Annotated in this window: 13 protein-coding genes and 1 pseudogene; 6 read left to right on the top strand and 8 right to left on the bottom strand. The window is 72.2% G+C overall.

The genetic code is table 11. The features are described from left to right. The first annotated feature begins 1 nt into the window (after position 1). From WMF12_RS23120 to WMF12_RS23105, 4 genes are all read left to right on the top strand, one after another. Positions 2 to 268: an AAA family ATPase gene (locus WMF12_RS23120; RefSeq protein ID WP_437873665.1), complete on the top strand. Its 267-nt coding sequence runs from the start codon at positions 2 to 4 to the stop codon at positions 266 to 268. 79 nt (positions 269 to 347) lie between these two features. Further along, complete coding sequence (locus WMF12_RS23115) at positions 348 to 1304, top strand: AAA family ATPase (protein WP_437873664.1); 957 nt, start codon at positions 348 to 350, stop codon at positions 1302 to 1304. Positions 1305 to 1481: 177 nt separating this feature from the next. Continuing rightward, complete coding sequence (locus tag WMF12_RS23110; RefSeq protein WP_437873663.1) at positions 1482 to 3809, top strand: alpha/beta fold hydrolase; 2328 nt, start codon at positions 1482 to 1484, stop codon at positions 3807 to 3809. Positions 3810 to 3904: 95 nt separating this feature from the next. Further along, positions 3905 to 4450, top strand: a complete 546-nt coding sequence (locus tag WMF12_RS23105; protein ID WP_437747792.1) for a DUF892 family protein — start codon at positions 3905 to 3907, stop codon at positions 4448 to 4450. A 124-nt stretch (positions 4451 to 4574) separates the two neighbouring features. Here WMF12_RS23105 and WMF12_RS23100 read toward each other — a convergent pair. From WMF12_RS23100 to WMF12_RS23065, 8 genes and pseudogenes are all read right to left on the bottom strand, one after another. Continuing rightward, positions 4575 to 5276: pseudogene (locus WMF12_RS23100) on the bottom strand (DNA alkylation repair protein); the annotation flags it as partial. Between the two features lie 100 nt (positions 5277 to 5376). Next, positions 5377 to 6027, bottom strand: coding sequence for a chemotaxis protein CheB (locus WMF12_RS23095; RefSeq protein WP_437873662.1), 651 nt, complete (start codon positions 6025 to 6027; stop codon positions 5377 to 5379). A 158-nt stretch (positions 6028 to 6185) separates the two neighbouring features. Next, positions 6186 to 6554, bottom strand: a complete 369-nt coding sequence (locus tag WMF12_RS23090) for a response regulator (RefSeq protein WP_437873661.1) — start codon at positions 6552 to 6554, stop codon at positions 6186 to 6188. Between the two features lie 86 nt (positions 6555 to 6640). Then, positions 6641 to 7207, bottom strand: coding sequence for a sensor histidine kinase (locus WMF12_RS23085; protein WP_437873660.1), 567 nt, complete (start codon positions 7205 to 7207; stop codon positions 6641 to 6643). Between the two features lie 60 nt (positions 7208 to 7267). Further along, entirely contained in the window at positions 7268 to 8170 is a 903-nt protein-coding gene (locus tag WMF12_RS23080) for a lysophospholipid acyltransferase family protein (protein ID WP_437873659.1), read from the bottom strand. Then, positions 8167 to 11973 carry a serine/threonine-protein kinase gene (locus WMF12_RS23075; protein WP_437873658.1) on the bottom strand — a complete coding sequence of 1269 codons (3807 nt, stop codon included), beginning with the start codon at positions 11971 to 11973 and terminating at the stop codon, positions 8167 to 8169. The genes WMF12_RS23080 and WMF12_RS23075 overlap by 4 nt, the downstream gene beginning before the upstream one ends. Positions 11974 to 12311: 338 nt before the next feature. Further along, positions 12312 to 13580, bottom strand: coding sequence for a hypothetical protein (locus WMF12_RS23070; RefSeq protein WP_437747786.1), 1269 nt, complete (start codon positions 13578 to 13580; stop codon positions 12312 to 12314). Between the two features lie 403 nt (positions 13581 to 13983). After that, entirely contained in the window at positions 13984 to 14283 is a 300-nt protein-coding gene (locus WMF12_RS23065) for a DUF433 domain-containing protein (protein WP_437747785.1), read from the bottom strand. 334 nt (positions 14284 to 14617) lie between these two features. Between WMF12_RS23065 and zwf the strand changes: the two genes are divergently transcribed. Next, positions 14618 to 16207: a glucose-6-phosphate dehydrogenase gene (zwf, locus tag WMF12_RS23060; RefSeq protein ID WP_437555057.1), complete on the top strand. Its 1590-nt coding sequence runs from the start codon at positions 14618 to 14620 to the stop codon at positions 16205 to 16207. After that, entirely contained in the window at positions 16204 to 17277 is a 1074-nt protein-coding gene (locus WMF12_RS23055) for a glucose-6-phosphate dehydrogenase assembly protein OpcA (protein WP_437873657.1), read from the top strand. The genes zwf and WMF12_RS23055 overlap by 4 nt, the downstream gene beginning before the upstream one ends. The last annotated feature ends 18 nt before the right edge of the window (positions 17278 to 17295 follow it).

Here is a 17295-nt window from a genome sequence, read left to right as displayed (position 1 = left end):
GATGCTGAGGCGGGTCCGCCTGGTACGGTTCAAGAACTTCGAGGACGCGACGCTCTCGCTGGGTCCGTTCACGCTGCTCGTCGGGGCGAACGCGGCGGGGAAGAGCAACGTGCGCGAGGCGCTCCGTTTCCTGCACGGGGTCGGGCGTGGGTACACGCTGGCAGAGATCTTCGGGGGCAAGTACACGGCCGGCGAGCGGCAATGGGACGGGCTGCGCGGTGGCGTGCGGGAGGCGAGCTTCCGGGGGGGCGGGGAGCTTTGTCCTTGAGGTGGACATCGATCTGGCCGCCGAGGGGGGCGATGTCCATGATGCGGGACGATACTCCATCGAGGTGGAGATAGCTCCGTTGCCACGGGTTGCTGCGGAGTCGCTTCGCTCTGGCGGAACGAGCCCCATCCTCGTCTACGAGGCACGCCCGTCCCGCAATACGTCCGGAGGACAGCTGCCGGAACAGCTGATCATCACGGTCAATGAGCCCGACTCGATCGAGGGGCCCGACTCCTGGATACAGTCCGAGCGCTCGGATGCTCCAGTGCTGACGAGGCTCCTTGGCGAGCTCCCTGACGCCGTGATCAGCGCCGAGCGCGCGCTCGGGTCGATGCGCTTCATCGACCTCGCTCCCGCCGCCATGTGCCAGCCGAGCGTTCCGGGACAAGCCAACCTCTCCGATCGTGGGGAGAACTTGTCCTCCGTCCTGCAGACCCTTTGCTCGCGCGAGGACACCAAATCGGAGCTCCTGCACTGGCTCCGCGCGCTGACGCCGATGGACGTGGTCGATCTGAAGTTCCCAGCGGATCTTCGAGGGCAGGTGCTGCTCGTCCTCGTCGAGAAGGACGGGACCGAGCTGTCCGCGTACAGCGCCTCGGAGGGCACGCTGCGCTTCCTCGGCCTCCTCGCCGCCCTCCTTTCACCCGAGCCGACGCTCTTCTTTCTAGAGGAGATCGAGAGCGGCCTCCACCCGAGCCGGCTGCGGCTCCTGCTCGACCTCATCAGCGCACGGGCGCGCGACGGCCGCGTCCAAGTCGTCGCGACGACGCACTCGCCCGCGCTCCTCGCGCAGCTCGACGACGAGCTCCTCGCGCACGCATCGCTCGTCTACCGACTGGAGGGAGAGCCGTCCGGTCGCATCGTCCGCCTCGTCGATGTCCCCGACGCGGAGCGCGTCCTCCGCGGCCACGATCGCGGTGATCTGCTGGCGTCGGGGTGGTTCGAGGACATGATGGAGTTCGCCGCATCCCCGAGGGAGCCCACGAGAATCCTTTTTCGCGAGCTTCCTGACACAGCACCGCAAGATGGCTGCTGATGCTGCTGGCCGGGCTATCGTCGCGGAAGATGCGGCGCGCTCGATACGACGTATCCTCCAGCTCTGCCCGGAGGACCTCGGGCGCCTCGCCGCGCGGATCCGCGCGCGGATCTGACCCGGACGACGCGGCGGGCAGCACTGTTTGACATCTCGGCGGCAGCGGGAGAGATAGCGGACATGCGAAGTCCGCTGCTCCCCGCTCGCTGGTGGTCGCTCTCCGTTCTCCTGGCCGCCGCCTGCGCCCCGCCCACCGGCTCGTCCCCGCCGAGGGCCGCCCCGCCCGCCAAGGCCGCCCCGGCCGGGGCCGCCGCGGCGGTGAAGCAGGCCGCCTCGCCGGACAAGGCGCGCATCGCCGGGCCGGAGGCGAGCCGGATCACGTACGCCCACCTCGGCCGGCAACCGCCGCTCGGAGCGCGGCTGCCCAGGGCGATCGAGTACGCGCCAGGCGGCAAGCTGATCACCTACCTCCAGCGGCAGGCGGACCGGCCGGAGCAGTCTCTCTTCGCCTTTGACACGGCGTCACGCGAGACACGGCAGCTCGTCGCCTCGGGCGACCTGCTGAAGGACGCGAAGCCGCTGTCCCGCGAGGAGGAGCTCCGCCGCGAGCGACAGCGCATGTTCTCCAGGGGGATCACGGCCTATTCGTGGGCGAAGCGGGCAGAGGTCCTGCTCATCCCCTTCGGCGGCGACCTCTTCGCGCGCGACGTGCGCGACCCGAAAGGGGCGATCGCGCGGCTCACCGACACGCCCGAGCCGGAGATCGATCCGAAGGTGTGCGACGGCGGCGAGCGGGTGGTGTTCGTCCGCGGGCGCGAGCTCTTCATGATCGACGTCGCCTCGCGCCGCGAGACGGCGCTGACCCGGGGGGCGCCCGAGGGGGTCTCGCGCGGCCTGAGCGACTTCAACGGTCAGGAGGAGTTCGATGAGCCGAGCGGCTTCTGGATCTCCCCCGGCTGCGACCGGGTGGCTTACCTGGAGGTCGACGAGCGAGAGGTCGAGAAGGTGCCAGTCCTCGGCTTCCGCGACGGCAAGGAAGATCTCATGATGGCGCGTTACCCGCGCGTCGGCGGCAAGAACCCCCGCGTCAGGGCGGGCATCCTCGATCTCGCCACCAGGAAGACGACCTGGCTCACGTGGAAGGGCGGCGATGGCGAAGACGAGCGCTACCTCGGCCGGTTCGCCTGGGCGGAAGACGGCAAGGAGCTCTGGTTCCAGACCCTCTCGCGCGACCAGAAGCGCCTCTCGCTCCTCCGCGCGAGGCCGCGCTCGGGCGAGGCCGCCGAGGTCGTCGTCGAGACATCGCCGACGTGGGTGGACTTCGCCGACATGCGGCTCCTCGAGCGCTCGCCGAGGTTCCTCTGGTCGACCGCCGAGGGCGGCCACCGCCACCTCGCGCTGCGGGACGCCGGCTCGGGCGCCGAGCTCGCGAGGCTCACCGCGGGCGACTGGGACATCACCTCGCTCCTTCCGCCGGACGAGGAGCGCGGCCTCGCGCGCTTCGTGGCGACGAAGGACGGCCCGACCGAGCGCCACCTCTACACCGTGCCGCTCGCGGGCGGCGAGGTGAAGCGGCTCACGTCCGACCCGGGGATGCACCAGATCACCGTGGATCCGAGGGGGCCGGGGTACGTCGAGCTCCACGCGGCCCTGGATCGCCCGTGGAAAGGGGCGGTGAGGGGCGCGGACAACGCCGAGGTCAGCGCGCTGCCGGCGCCCGTGGACCGCGAGCTCGCGGAGCTCGAGCTGCGCGCCCCCGAGATCGTCGAGGTGCGCGCCGCGAGCGGCGACACGCTCTACGGCGCGCTGCTCGCGCCGCGGAGGATCGAGCCCGGCCGCCGCTATCCGGTCGTGGTGAGCGTGTACGGGGGGCCCGGCGTCCAGACGGTCTTCAACTCGTGGTCTCCGTGGCTCCTCTGGAATCACCTCGCGGACCGCGGGGTGGTGGTGTTTCAGCTCGACAACCGCGGCTCGGCGAACCGCGGGCGCGCGTTCGAGTCCGCCATTTACGGGCGCCTCGGCGAGGTCGAGCTCGCCGACCAGATCGCGGGCCTCGATTTCCTGAAGACGCTGCCTTACGTCGACGCGGGCCGCGTCGGGATCTACGGCCACAGCTACGGCGGCAGGATGGCGCTGGAGGCGCTCCTCATGGCGCCGGACCGCTTCCACGTGGGCGTCGCGGGATCACCGGTGAGCGACGATCGGCTCTACGACACGGGCTACACGGAGCGGTACATGGGTCTCCTCGACAAGGAGGCCGCGCGGTACGAGGCGACCGATCTCACGAAGCGCGCGGGCAACCTGCGCGGCAAGCTGCTCCTCATGCATGGGCTCATGGATGAGAACGTGCACTTTGCGCACACGGCGAAGATGATCGAGGCGCTGATGGGAGCGGACAAGCGGTTCGACACCCTCGTGTTCCCAGGCGAGCGGCACGGCTACCGGTCGCCGGCCGCGAGCCATTACGCGAACCGCGCCATCGTCGAGTACCTGACAGAGCACCTCTGATCGCTGCGCGCCGCGCCCGGCCGGCGCTCTGCCCGCCTCGCAGGCGCGGCGCGCGGCGGCCTGCGAATCGCATGCGCCCCGGTCGGAGGCATTTTATGAAGAAGCTTGCACAGATGAACAGGGACAAGGCCATCGACCTGCTCAGCGAGCGGCTGACCTTCGAGCGCGCAGGCGTCAAGCTGTACGACTCCATCGTGGAGAAGATCGGCCGCGCGGCCGATCCCCTCCTGATGACCCGGCTTGGTCAGCTCAAGGAGCACCGGGACCAGGAGAAGGAGCACGAGGAGTGGCTCGAGGCGCAGATCCGCGCGCTGGGCGGGGACGCGCACGCCGAGACGGACATGTCGCGGCTCGTCACGGTCGAGTCGCGGGGCATCGAGCAGATCGTGCTCGACGGGGACATGAACCCGACCCACCTCTTCCACGCGCTGCTCACCGCGGAGCTCGTCGACAACTCCGGCTGGCAGCTGCTGCTCGAGCTCGCCGACGAGGCGGACGACACCGAGGCGAGGCAGGCGTTCCGGCGCCGCCTGCACGAGGAAGAAGATCACCTGATCTTCACGCGCAAGGTCGTCGAGCGGCTCACCCGCAAGGAGCTGCTCGGGTCGCCAGGCGAGCTGTTCACGACGTCGCACCCGTGATCCAGTGCCGGACGGCGCGTGTGGCGGAACTAGCGGGCTAGGCTCGCTTCGCGGCGGCGGCCTTGGCGGGCTTCGCAGCGGCCTTGGCGGGCTTCGCAGCGGCCTTGGCGGGCTTCGTGGCAGCCTTGGCGGGCTTCGCAGCGGCGGCCGGCTTCGCCGGCTTTCTGGCCCAGATGTTCTCGATGTAGGCGGTCGCGTCGGGCGTCTTGCAGCTCGTCTCGCCGTGGTCGATCTCGACCTTGCCGATGCGCCGCGCCGCCGTGAGCGCCATGCCGCGCAGCGGCTCGTTCCGCGCGCCGATGCTGATGAGCGCGTTGTTCATCCCCTCGCGGACGCGGTTCCTGGCCCGGTGGATCGACGCCTCGATCGTCGATAGCCGCTCCTCGAACACGCTGTCGGGCAGCGACGGGTCCTCGGTCGCGAGCAGGCCGAGGAGCGTCCAGCCCGCGCGGCCGAGCCACTCGTCCTTCGACGCGGTCCAGCGCGCCATCGCGTCCCGGGCGAACGGGGTCTTCAGCGCGACGCGCTTCATGAGCAGGTCGATGAGCACCGGAGAGCGCAGGCCGTCGAGCCACGCCTCGAGCTTGTCCCAGGTGAAGCGCTCCGGATCGGCGATCGCCACCGCCAGCGTCCTCGCGTCGGCGTTGCCCGTCGCCCAGAGCGCCTCGGCGAGCTCGTGGTCGCGCTTGATCCGCTTCTCCAGCGCGTTCATGTGAGCGAAGCTCACGCCGAAGAGCGGATCGGTCATCCCGTGACGCCGGTACACCTTGCGGTTCTGCTCGGTGCCGAGCCGCTCCAGCTCGCTCATCACCTCGGCGAGATCCATGGGCCACACCTAGCCCTTCTGGCCATCGTGCGCCATGGCGCGCTCGCGCCGCCGCGCCCTCTGCGGCGCCGCGGTCTCGGTCCGCTCCACGAGCGGCCGCTCACCGCGTCGGCGGCAGCCGCGTCCCGGGGCGCTTCGGGCGGGCGCTCCCTGTCGGCCCGTTCCCCTCGCTGATGCCGAGCAGCGCCCGGCGCACCAGGACGCCCCGCTCCTCGGCCACCCGGACTTTTTCCTCGAAATGAGCCAGCAATTGCGGTTGGTTCCGCTCCGCCGCGCGCGCCGCCATCCTGCGCGCCAGCGCCGCGCTGTCCTCGATCGTGCGGAGCGCGATCCACAGCGCCGCGTCGAGCGCCGAAGTCTGCTCGTCCTCCAGGCCCTCCGGAGAGTAGCGATGGCCGACCTTGCACCTGAAATGGAGCATCGCGCCGTCGTCGCTCCGGATCAGGTTCCCGCCGCACCCCGGACAGGTGAAATCGCTCTCGATCGCATCCACCGTCGCTCCCCCCGCCCCCGCCGGCGCCTCCGCGGGAGCTCCGCCAACCTTCTGGTGCACCAGATCCATGAGCAGCGGCGGCAGCCGCGCCAGCGGGACACAGTGGTCCACCGGGACGTTGTCGAGCGCGCTCTGCGGCATCTCCGAGAACAGGGCGTCCTTCGGATCCTGGACCACGGCGATGCCGCCGCGGCGCTTCACGTCCAGGAGCCCGGCCGTTCCGCAGTCGCGCATGCCGGAGAGGATCACGCCGATCACGCGGTCTCCGTACACCTCCGCCGCGGTGCGGAACAAAGGACCCCCAGCCGACGCTCCGATCGTGATGATGTCGTGTTCCGGCACAATGCGCCTCATGGAGAAGAGGGGAAGAGGCGAAGAGGAGAGAAGAAAGACCCGGCCTCGCTCGCAGGCGCTGCCTACGAAGATGGGCCGATCACCCGTGCCATCGTGGAGAGGAGCACGCCCATGCTCGCCGGCTTCTGGATCACCGCCGCCGCCGAGAGCTGCTCGGCCGCTATCCGGAGATCATCGGGCGTCCGCGCCGAGAAGATCACGATGGGCGGCCGCTCCGACAGCCCCCGCAGTCGCTCGATCAGCTCCTCGGTCGTCGCGCCGGCCACCGTCAGATCGAGCAACGCGGCGTCATAGCGCCGCTCCGTCATCGCGGCGATCGCCTGGTCGGCCGTGTCGGCGGACTCGACAGCATAGTCGGCCATCCGCAGCATCTCCCGGAGCATATCGATCGAATCGCTGTCGTCTTCCACCACCAAGATCGTCCCCTTCATGAGCCTGGTCCCTCCCCGCAGCACCGCTCGCCCGGCGGTGCGCGAGCGCAGGAGCGCAGCGTCGATTCAACGCATCGATCGCGTGCCTATCGGTTCTCGATCAGGGGCAGCCTGACCGTGAAGGTCGCCCCCTTGCCTTCCGTGCTGCGCACGAAGATCTGGCCGCCGTGCGCCCTGACGATCTCCCTGCAAATAAAGAGCCCGAGGCCCATGCCTCCGCCGGAGGAGTGGCCGGCGCTCTCCACCTGGTAGAAGCTCGAGAACACGTGCGGCAGGCTGGCCGCGGGGATCCCCGGGCCGTAGTCCTCCACGTCGAGCTCGGCGCCCCCGCCGGCGCGCCGCAAGCGCACCTCGACCTGGGGGGTGCCGTTGGCGTGCTTGAAGGCGTTGACGAGCAGGTTCATGAGGACCTGCTCGAGGCGCGCGGCGTCGCCCTTCACCACGAGCGGCTCTGCGGTGTCGGGGGGCAGCGCGACGTGGACCTTCGGCGTCGCCGCGATCGACTGGGCGCTCTCGGCGGTGCTCGCGACCAGAGGGACGAGGTCCACGTCCGCGAGCTGGAAGAGCTCGCCATTCAATTGAAGAGCACGCGGGCTCATGGTCCGCTCCTCGAACGAGCGCTGTTGCGCCTGCGCGGCGTCGACCCCGCGCACCAGGTCGCGCCTCGACTCTGCGGGACAGCGATCCCCTTTATCCCGCCTGGCTCCCCCGGCTCACCCGCTTCCGCTCCGCGCCTCGCGCTCCTCCCGGAGCGCTTCCGGCAGCGCCGACGCCACGGCGGTCCTGCACGCCTCCATCGCGGCGCGGAGCTCCTCGAGCGACGGCCCCGGCGGGTCGAGCGGCGGGTGCACCACGACCCGCACGACGCCGGGCGCGGCGGCATAACGGCCCTTTGGCTGCAGCGCACCCGCGCCGTCGATGGTCACCGGCAGGACGCGCGCGCCCGCGGCCGAGGCGGTCCGGAACGCGCCCAGCCGGAAGGGCAGGAGCCGGCCCGTCGCGCTCCGCGTCCCCTCCGGGAAGAACACCGTCGACCACCGCTGCATCACGTTGCGTCGCGCCTCGCCGAGATCCGCCACGGCGCCGCGGGCGCGCCGCCGGTCGACCGGCGTGTGGCCGTACAGGCGCATGCCCCAGCCGAGCACCGGCACGTGGAACAGCGCGCGCTTCGCCAGGAACCGCATCGGCGTGCGCCCCTGCAGCACGACGAGCAATGCGAGGATGTCGAGCGTGCTCTGGTGGTTCGCCGCGATCACGTAGCGCTCGCCCTGCCGCACGTGCGCCACGCCCTCGGCCTCGACGCGCACCCCGACGAGCCAGAGCGCCCCGCGCGCCCAGACGACCGAGAGGCGGTCGTGCATCCGCTGCCTGGGATCGAAGGGAAAGCAGATCAAGCCGATGGGAAGCAGCACGACGAGGAACAGCATCGCCCAGGCGTGGGCGAGCGCCGTGCGCACGACCTCGACCGCACCGGCCGGCGCCACCGCGGCGCCCACGTCACGCCCACACCTTGCAGCCGAGGCCACCTGCGCGACGACCGGCGGCCCCTGCTCGCGCAGCCCTGCTTGCTCGGCGTCCCCGGGCGCCCGCTCGGCGCCGTCGTCCTCCGCCGTCACTTGGCGACCGGCGGGGCCTCCGGCCCGTCGAAGCGCGGGACGAAGCCCTCCACCGAGGCCAGCGTCTCCAGCAGCGTGACGTGGCGGAGGCGCGGGATCGCCACGATCGTCGGCCCGCCGAGGTCCTCCTCCGGGACCGCGATCGTCGCCGCCGCCGCGAGCTCCGCCACCGTCGCGCCCACGACCTGCGTCGTGCCGACGTTGCACGGGCCCGCGCTCCGGACCTCGCGCGGCAGATCGGCCCAGTACACCCGCGGGTGGCCCTGGAACGCCGCCTCGGCCGGTACGCGCGGCCAGAACGTCGGATCCGTCAGGCCGAGCTCCTCGACGAGCGCCGCGCGCTCGGCGCGGACGCCGCTCGCCGCCCCCTCGTCGCCCAGCGCGTCGAGCGCCTCGGCGCAACGCTCGAGCGCTGTCACCAGCAGCGTCCGGTTGCCCGACGCGCGGATGAGATCGAGCGTCTCCCGGCCGTACGCGGCGAGCTCGCCGGCATGGCCAGCGTCGCCGGCGTCGTCGGCGAGCAGCGCCCGCGCGTGCATCCGGCCGACCCGGCCGAGGCTCACGGCGTACGCGTCGCCCGTCCCCGCCGAGCCGATCTCGATCGCCCGCTCGTAGGCGGCGAGCGCCTCGCGAAGCAGGCCCTGCACGAAGTACACGTCGCCCAGGTACCCCTCCGCCCAGCCGCGCCCCATGCCGATGCCCAGCACGCCGCTCAGGTTGACCGCGTTCGCGATCAGCACGCGGGCCCGCGTGAGCTGGCCCATGTGGAACTGGTGCCGGCCCGCGTACATCGTCCCCATGTACAGGTAGAGCCCGCTCAGGCCGTGCTCCTCGGCGTACGAGAGCAGCTGCGCTGTCGACCGGACCCCGAGATCCCAGTCGAACCGGCCCTCCGCGAGCACCGCGTGGTAGAACCACGTGCCGAGCAGCCGCACCGGGTCGCGCAGGCGCTCGGCGAGGCGCGCGGCGTCCGCGGCGTTCTGCTCGGCCTCGGCGTAGAAGCCGGACTGGCTCAGCGCGACGCAGAGGATGCCGCGTGAGTGGCAGAGCTCGACGTACTCGCCCGCCGCCTCCGCGAGCTCGCACCCGCGGCGGAGCGGCTCGGTCGCCGGGCCCACCTTGCCGGCCGCGCACAGCGCGCGCCCGAGGATGTTCGCCGGCAGGCACTGGTACGGGCGCAGCTCCGGGCTCGCGCCGATCGCCTCGAGCGCCCTGCGGCTGTGCGCCACCGCGTCGGCGAACTCGCCCCGCACGTAGTGCACGCGCGACAGCGCGCTGGAGAGGGCCGCCGTGACGAGCGGCGTCTCCGGCAGCGCCCCCTGCGTGCGGCGCAGCAGATCGAGCGGCTCCGCCGTGCTGCCGAGCAGGCACGCCACGCGCGCGAGCTCGTGCGCGCAGCGGGCCCTGAGCTCGATCCGCGCCGGGTCGAGCGGCAGCCGCTCGAGCAGCGCGAGCGCCTGCTTCAGCCGGCGGCTGGCGCCGTGCGGATCCTGGAGCCGATCGGCCTCGCTCGCCGCGAGCAGGTACGTCGACGCGGCGCGGTCGAGCTCGCCGGCGCGCTCGACGTGGTGCGCGAGCGTCCCCGGATCGCCGCCGCGCAGCTCGATGCGCCGCGCGATGCGCCCGTGGTAGTCGGGGCGCTCGTCGGGCGGCACGCGGGCGGCGAGCTGCTCGCGCGCCGCGTCGTGCGAGAACGACGCGAGGCCTCCGTCCTCGCCGAGGCAGACGTAGTGCGCCGCGGCGTTGCGCAGGGCGCTGTCGACCTCCGCCGGGTCGAAGAGCCCGAGCTCGACCAGATCGTCGCGCAGGAACTGGCGGCCGATGAGCGCGGCGACGCCGAGGACCTGGACCGTCGTGGCATCGAGCGCGTCGATGCTGCGCGAGAGGACGTCCGAGACCGAGGCGGGCGCGAGGTAGTGCGCGTCGGCGCGGGAGATCTCGAGCGCGCCGCTCCGGCTGCGCTGCAGGAAGCCCTCGGTCTCCATGTTGCGGACGACCTGGATGTTGAAGAGCGGGTTGCCCGCGGCGAGCAGCGGGACGCGGCGCACGAGCTCCTGGACGAGGTCGTCCCCCGCGCCGCGGCCGAGCGCGGAGAGGAGCGCCCGGTTCGCCTCGGGCCGGAGCGGGCCGAGGTCGAGGCGCTCGACGTCCTTCCACGCGAGCCACCCCGCCGTGCGCGGCGTCATCGGCGACGAGCCCGGGCCGCGCAGCGCGGACGAGCCGGGCGGAGGCAGCGACGAGCCGGGCGGAGGCAGCGACGAGCCGCGAGCGAAGGGCGGCCGCGCCGTGCCGAGCAGCAGCACCGGCATCTCGCCGAGCTGATCCGAGAGGCGCAGCAGCACCTCCTGCGTCGCCTCGTCGGCCCAGTGCACGTCCTCGATCGCGAGGACGACCGGGATCTCCTCGGAGATCGCGCCGAGCAGCCGCAGGATCAGCTCGGCGATCCAGCGCGTTCCGCCCGGGCCGATGGCGCCGCCCTCGTCGGCGAGCCCGACCGCGCGCGTCAGCTCCGGCACGAGCCCCCGGAGGAGGGCGGCGTCGTCGGCGATCACGAGGCTCACCAGCCGGCGGATGCGCGCCGCCCGGCTGTCGCCGTGCCGCTCCAGCCAGAGCGCGATCTGCGTCAGCGCCTCGCGGATCGCGGAGTAGGGCACGAGCCCGGAGAGCTCCCTGCACCGGCCGTACGCGACGATCGCCGTGCCCGCCTGCTCGGCGCTCCGGAGCAGCTCGGCGACGAGGCGGCTCTTGCCGACGCCCGTGTCGCCGACCACCACGGCCGGCCGCGGCTCGCCGCGCACCGCGCCCTGGACGAGCTCGATGAGCCGCCCGAGCTCCTGCTCGCGGCCGACGAAGGGCGCGTCGTGCGCGTCGTCGAAGGTCTCCGGCGCGGCGGCGTCGCGCCCGTGCGCTTCGTCCTCGGCCCCGGCCGGGGGCTGCGAGGTGCCGTGGAGCGTGACGTAGTAGAGCTCCTTGAGCCGAGCGCAGAGCCGGGCCGCGCTGGAGAAGCGCCGCGCCGGGTCGCGCTCCAGGAGCTCCTCGACGAGCGCGACGACCGGCGCCGGCGTCTCGGGCGCCGCGTGGGCGAGCGGCACGAGCGTGCCGTAGACCTTCTGGTTGATGACGCTGTTGACGGTGCCGTCCGAGAACGGGAGCCGGCCGGCGAGCAGCTCGTAGAGCATGACGCCGACCGCGTAGAGGTCCATCCGGGGGCTCGGGCGCCCGAGCGCGCCCCGCTTCAGGCACTCGGGCGCCAGGTACGCGATGGTGCCCGCGTTGACGCGGGCGTGCTCGGGCTGAAAGCTCACGGTGAGCGTCGCCAGGCCGAAATCGAGGATCTTGAGCCGGGGCTCGTACGGATCGGTGAGGACGATGTTGCTCGGCTTGAGGTCGAGGTGGAGGACGTTGAGCGCGTGGCAGTGCGCGAGCGCCTCGGCCACGCGGCGCGCGATGCGCAGGGCCTCGATCGTGTCGAGCGAGCCCATCCGTGCGAGGTACCGGTCGAGCGTCTCGCCCTGCACGAGCTCCATCGCGAGGTAGAGGCCCACGCCGTCCAGGACGCCGTACGAGGAGAGCTTGACGAGCGAGGGGTGGCGCAGGCGGAGCAGCGCCTCGATCTCGTTCTGCTGTGCGAAGAGCTGCCCGGCGTTCTGGGCGCTCACGTCCTTGAAGATCTTGATGGCGGCGTCGTTGCCGGCCCCGTCGCGGCCGCGGAACACGGCGCCGAAGCCGCCCTCGCCGAGGCGATCGTCGATCGTGTACTCGCCGATCCTGGCGCCTCGCTCGATCAAGGGATCGCCGACCATCGCTCCTGCCCTTCCGAGTACCCCGTCATCGTTCGCCGACGCACCATGATACTCCGGACGAGCGCCGCGACAGCGCGCAATGGCCTGGCCGCCTCCCGGAGGCACGCCGCTTTGACGGCTTGCCGCATCGCGGCTGTCTGGCCAAGAAACCTGCCTGCAACGTTGGGCGGCGCATCCGGCGCCGATCTCGACCATCGTGCGCCGCGCGCCGCGCGACCGGAAAGGTGAGCTCGCATCCAGATCTGCGCCGCGAGCCCGGATTCGGCGCCTGAAATGACGACGGCGGCAGCCCCCGGGAGGGGACCGCCGCCGCGTCCGCGCTCAGGCCGCGCCGGGGATCAGGTCCCGCCGCTGGCCGAACCGCTCGCCGAGCCGCTGACGCTCGCGCTCGCCTTGATGTTGACGTCGATCGAGGCCGTCGCGCTGGCCGACGCGTCGACCGCGGCCGCGACGCAGGCGACCGCCTTGCCGCCGGCCTTGAGCGCCACGTCCTTCACCTCGACGCCGGCCTTGCCGACGCCGGACACGGCCGCCGCCAGCTTCTTGCCGGAGCCGAGCTGCACCTTCGCGATCGCCGGGAGCGACGTCCGGAGCGCGGCGACGAGCTTCTGCGCGTCGGCGTTCACCTTGCCGCTCGCCACGATGCGGACGTTCGGCGCATCGCACTTCGCCTCGCCCGCGGTCTTCGCCGTGCACTGCATCTGGCAGCTCGGGTCGACGCTCGGGGGCTTGAACTCGCCCGAGCACTTCGGCTCCTTGATCTCGGCGCTGCAGCCGCCCGAGCAGGAGCCCGAGCACTTCGCCGCGGCCTTGACCTCGCAGGAGCCGGAGCAGCTGCCCTCGCAGGTGCCCGAGCAGGAGCCCTCGGCCTTGGCGTCGCACTTGCCCTCGCAGGTGCCGGCGCACGCCGCGCCCTTCGAGTCCTTGCCGTCGCACTTGCCGTCGCACTTGCCGCCGCAGGTGCCCTTGAAGCCGACGTCGCACTTGCCCGAGCAGCTCGCGTTGCAGGTGCCGGTGCACGCCGCGCCGGCCTCGACGCTGCACTTGCCCTTGCACTCGGCGTCGCACTTGCCGCTGATCTCGCCGCCCTCACAGCTCGCCTCGAGCTTGCCGGGCTGCACCGGCGACCCGCAGTCGCCGAGGCACTTCTGCATGGCGGTGATGTCGGCGTAGCACTTCGGCGGATCGATCTGGACGGTGATCTTCGCCTCGGCGTTCGCCTTCACGGCGGCGTTCACCTTGGCCGAGACCGCGCCGCAGACCTTCTCGGCGCCCTTGCCGCCGCCTGCGTCGGCCTTGAGCTCCGCCTCGCTCATGCCGAGGTCCTTGCCGAGCTTGCCGCACGAGGCGATGAGGTCCGCCTCCATGGCGACGGTGAGCTTGTCGAGCGACGCAGCCGCCTCGAGGAAGCCCTTGATCTTGCCCTCGACCTCGGCGCCGCCGTCGAACTTCAGGTTCGCGATGCCGCCGTTCTTCATCTCGTCGCAGCCGCCCGCGGCCGACGCCAGGTCACCGGCGGGGCCGGGAAGGCTGTCCGCGCCAGGGATCCCCTTGCCGCCGCAGTTCACGAGGAGAGGCGAAGCCAGGCCGAGAAGGGCCACGGGCATCGCAAACAACTTCCATCGATTGACGCTCATCTCAGAATCCCTCCGGCACCTCGATCGGTACCCCATGGAGCGCGGACCCTACACCAGCAGCCGCGACCTTGAAAGCTGGGACAGCCGCGATCTTGCGCGACGGTCACTCGTAATGCCGAGCAGCCCCGCACCGCGGGCTCCAGCGACGGACGGCCCTCATTGCCCCAAGTCAGGATGGCTGTAAAGAATCAAGCTGAGCTCATCGCGCGGGGACGGCGGTCTGCATCGCAGGTGGCGCGAGGCGTTTCACATATATATATCGCCCGAGGGGCTTCCCATGGCGCGCGCGGCATCTCGCCCGCGGCGTCTCACGCGCGGCGTGCCGCGCTTCGAGCGCCCCGTCCCTTGCCCGCCGCGCCCTCTCGGGCGCCGCTCACTCGTCGTCCTCGTCGAAGGGGAGGTTCAGCTGAGCGAGCGGGCGCGCGCCGACCGTGGGCCCGCCCTGCTTCTTGAAGAGCAGCTGCTCGCGCGCGATGTCGGCCTCGATGAGGTCCTGGTTGTCGTACGCGAACGCGAGCGCGTCGAGCACGCGCGCGGGCCCGAGGTTCGGGTACCGCTTGAGCAGCGTCTCCACCGACGCGCCGCCGCGGTGCCACGCCCAGAGCCGCCGGACCGGGACGCGCGACCCGAGGACGTGGGGGCTCCCGGCGAGCACCTGGCTATCGCTTCGCACGTGGGGGTGGGGGACGCGGATTCGCGGGAGCACCGGCGCGGCCATCGCGCGGAGCAGCCTAGTACCGGTCGCGATCGGATGGAAGGGCGCCGCGAGCCGGCGGGCACGCTCGGCGCGGGCGGCGGGGCTGCGCGGGCACACTCGGCGGGCGCGCTCCGCCGGCACGCCCGCGCGAGGTCGTCGTCGCGCTCGTCGCGCTCGTCGCGCTCGTCGCGCGACCTCCGGCATCGTTCTCGCATCGTTCCGCGCCCGCGCGTGCGATCCGGACTACCCTACGCCGCGGAGGCGCGCGAGCATCGTGCCCGTCGTCGTCACCGACCGGAGCTCACCCACCATGACCCAAGCCGAGAAGAACCCGCTTCGCGAAGGGATGCCCGAGGAGCGCACCGCCTCGCCGGCCGCGCTCGTCATCTTTGGCGCCTCGGGCGACCTGACGCGGCGCAAGCTGCTGCCCGCGGTCTACAACCTGACGCTCAGCCGGCTCCTCACCGGCGGCTTCGCCGTCGTCGGCGTGGCGCGGCGCCCGAAGCCGGATTTCGCGAAGGAGATGCGCGAGGCCGTCGGGAAGTACTCGCGGCGCCCGCTCGAGGAGGCGACCTGGAGCGAGCTCGAGAAGGGCATCAGCTACGTCCAGGGGGCGTTCGACGAGGCCGAGACCTACACCCGGCTCGCCGCGGAGCTCGAGCGGCTCGACGCCGAGCGCGGCACCCGCAAGAACCGGGTCTTCTACCTGGCCGTCGCCCCCGACCAGTTCGCGCCCATCGTGCGCGGCCTGCGCGCGGCGAACCTCGTCGCGCCGCCGTCGCACGAGAAGGACGCGCCGTTCCAGCACGTCGTCGTCGAGAAGCCGTTCGGCGAGGACCTGGAGAGCGCCCGCGCCCTCAACCGCGACCTGCTCGCCCACCTCGCGGAGTCGCAGATCTACCGGATCGACCACTACCTCGGGAAGGAGACCGTCCAGAACCTCCTCGTCCTGCGGTTCGGCAACACGATCTTCGAGCCGCTCTGGTCGCGCCAGCACGTCGATCACGTGCAGATCACCGTGGCCGAGGAGATCGGCGTCGAGGGCCGCGGCAAGTTCTACGAGAAGGTCGGCATCACGCGGGACATCGTGCAGAACCACGCGCTCCAGCTGCTCACGCTGGTCGCGATGGAGCCGCCGTCGTCGTGGGACGCGGACGCGGTGCGCGACGAGAAGGTGAAGGTGCTCCGCACGCTGCGGCCGATCGCGGGCCCGGACGCGCTGTCGTCGACGGTGCGCGGGCAGTATGCGCCCGGCATGGTGCGCGGCGAGAAGGTGCCCGGCTACACGGAGGAGCCGGACGTCGCGAAGGACTCGACGACGGAGACCTACGTCGCGATGAAGCTCCACCTGGACAGCTGGCGCTGGGGCGGGGTGCCGTTCTACCTGCGCGCCGGCAAGCGGCTGGCGAAGCGGGTGGCCGAGGTGGTGCTGCACTTCAAGCCGCTCCCGCACGGCCTGTTCAAGGGCGCCCCCGGCGCGACCGAGGAGCCGAACGCGCTCGTGATGCGCCTCCAGCCCGACGAGGGCATCTCGCTCCGCTTCGCGGCGAAGATCCCGGGCGGCGGCATCGCGATCCGCGGCGTCACGATGGATTTCCGGTACGGCGCCGCGTTCGGCTCCAGCACGCCCGAGGCGTACGAGCGGCTCCTGCTCGACGCGTTGCGCGGCGACGCCACGCTGTTCACGCGCGCCGACGAGGTCGAGGCGCAGTGGGGCTTCGTCGATCCGATCTTCGAGGGGTGGCGGACGCAGAGCGCGCCGATCGCGCGCTACGCCGCGGGCAGCTGGGGCCCGCCGGAGGCCGACGCCCTCGTCGAGCCGTCGTCGGATGACGTGCGCGCAGTGTGCGGGGCGGGCGACGGGGGGAAGGCGCCCGAGCGGGCGTGGAGGCGGCCGTGAGCGCGGTCGCCGAGATCATCAAGCGGGTCGAGTCGGAGCTCGCCGAGTTCTGGTCGGCGCCGGACGAGTCGCGGGCGGAGCCGGCCCCGAAGACGCGCGCGTCGACGATGAACTTCGTCGCGGTGGGCAGCCGCGCCGAGGTCGAGCGCCTGAAGGAGCAGGCCGAGGACCTCGCCGAGACGCACGCGGGGCGCACCCTGCTCATCACGCTCGACGACCGGCTCGACCCGCTGAGCGTCCAGGCCGACTGGTCGGCCACGTGCCGCCGCGCCGGCGAGGTGCCGATCTGCTACGACCGCGTGGAGCTCACGTTCGGGGTGGCCGCGGCCGAGCGCGTCGCTTCGGTCGTGAGCGCGCTCACGATCTCCGACGTGGCCGTGATCGTCGAGCTCGCGCCTGGCGCGCCGAACGTGCTCGGCGACGCGCTCGCGCCGATCTGCGATCGGCTGGTGTTCGACTCGGCCGAGACGTGCATCGAGCGCATCGCGGAGGTCGCGCGCGGGACGAGGGCGCCGCTCGCGGACCGGGCGTTCGTGCGGACGTTCTCGTTCCGCGAGCTCGTGGCCCGGTTCTTCGACGACATGCCGGAGGCGTGCCGGGCGATCCGGCGGGTGGAGATCGCGCGCAGCGCGGGGGCGAAGCCGGATCCGGCGGCGCTGTTCCTCGGCTGGATGGGCTCGCGGCTAGGCTGGACGTTCGAGTCGCGGGGGCCCACGCAGCCCGGCGGCGGCGTGGTCGGCCGCGCCCGCGGCGCCGATGGCGCGCCGATCGAGATCGCGCTGATCGACGGGCCGCCGGCGCCGGCGGACGCGCAGGCGTGGCGGCGGCTCGACGGCGTGCGCCTGTGGACGTCGCTGCGCGGCGAGCCGCTGACGCTCGGCTGCGTGCGGCTCGACAAGGCGCCCGGCACGGTGCGTTGGACCATGGAGGGGGCGCGGTCGGCAGAGCACCTGCACCCGCTCGGCTACCGGGACGAGACGTGGGTGCTGGCGAAGACGATCGACTCGCTGGAGGGCGATCGGCTGCTGCGCGAGGCGGTGCTCGCCGCGGCGAAGTGGAGCGCCCTTTGACGAGGGCCGACAGGAGGA

The sequence above is a fragment of the Sorangium sp. So ce363 genome (assembly GCF_051520435.1).
GTDB classification, from domain to species: Bacteria; Myxococcota_A; Polyangia; order Polyangiales; family Polyangiaceae; genus Sorangium; species Sorangium cellulosum_B.
Note: the sequence above shows the minus strand (reverse complement) of the source record. Positions and strands in the feature narration are given on the sequence as shown.

What these genes read in the sequence shown, in the direction of transcription:
- WMF12_RS23110 (WP_437873663.1), top strand. Translation starts at nt 1,482, where the DNA reads ATGCGAAGTCCGCTGCTCCCCGCTCGCTGGTGGTCGCTCTCCGTTCTC.
- WMF12_RS23120 (WP_437873665.1), top strand. Translation starts at nt 2, where the DNA reads ATGCTGAGGCGGGTCCGCCTGGTACGGTTCAAGAACTTCGAGGACGCG.
- WMF12_RS23075 (WP_437873658.1), bottom strand. Translation starts at nt 11,973, where the DNA reads ATGGTCGGCGATCCCTTGATCGAGCGAGGCGCCAGGATCGGCGAGTAC.
- WMF12_RS23070 (WP_437747786.1), bottom strand. Translation starts at nt 13,580, where the DNA reads ATGCCCGTGGCCCTTCTCGGCCTGGCTTCGCCTCTCCTCGTGAACTGC.
- zwf (WP_437555057.1), top strand. Translation starts at nt 14,618, where the DNA reads ATGACCCAAGCCGAGAAGAACCCGCTTCGCGAAGGGATGCCCGAGGAG.
- WMF12_RS23105 (WP_437747792.1), top strand. Translation starts at nt 3,905, where the DNA reads ATGAAGAAGCTTGCACAGATGAACAGGGACAAGGCCATCGACCTGCTC.
- WMF12_RS23090 (WP_437873661.1), bottom strand. Translation starts at nt 6,554, where the DNA reads ATGAAGGGGACGATCTTGGTGGTGGAAGACGACAGCGATTCGATCGAT.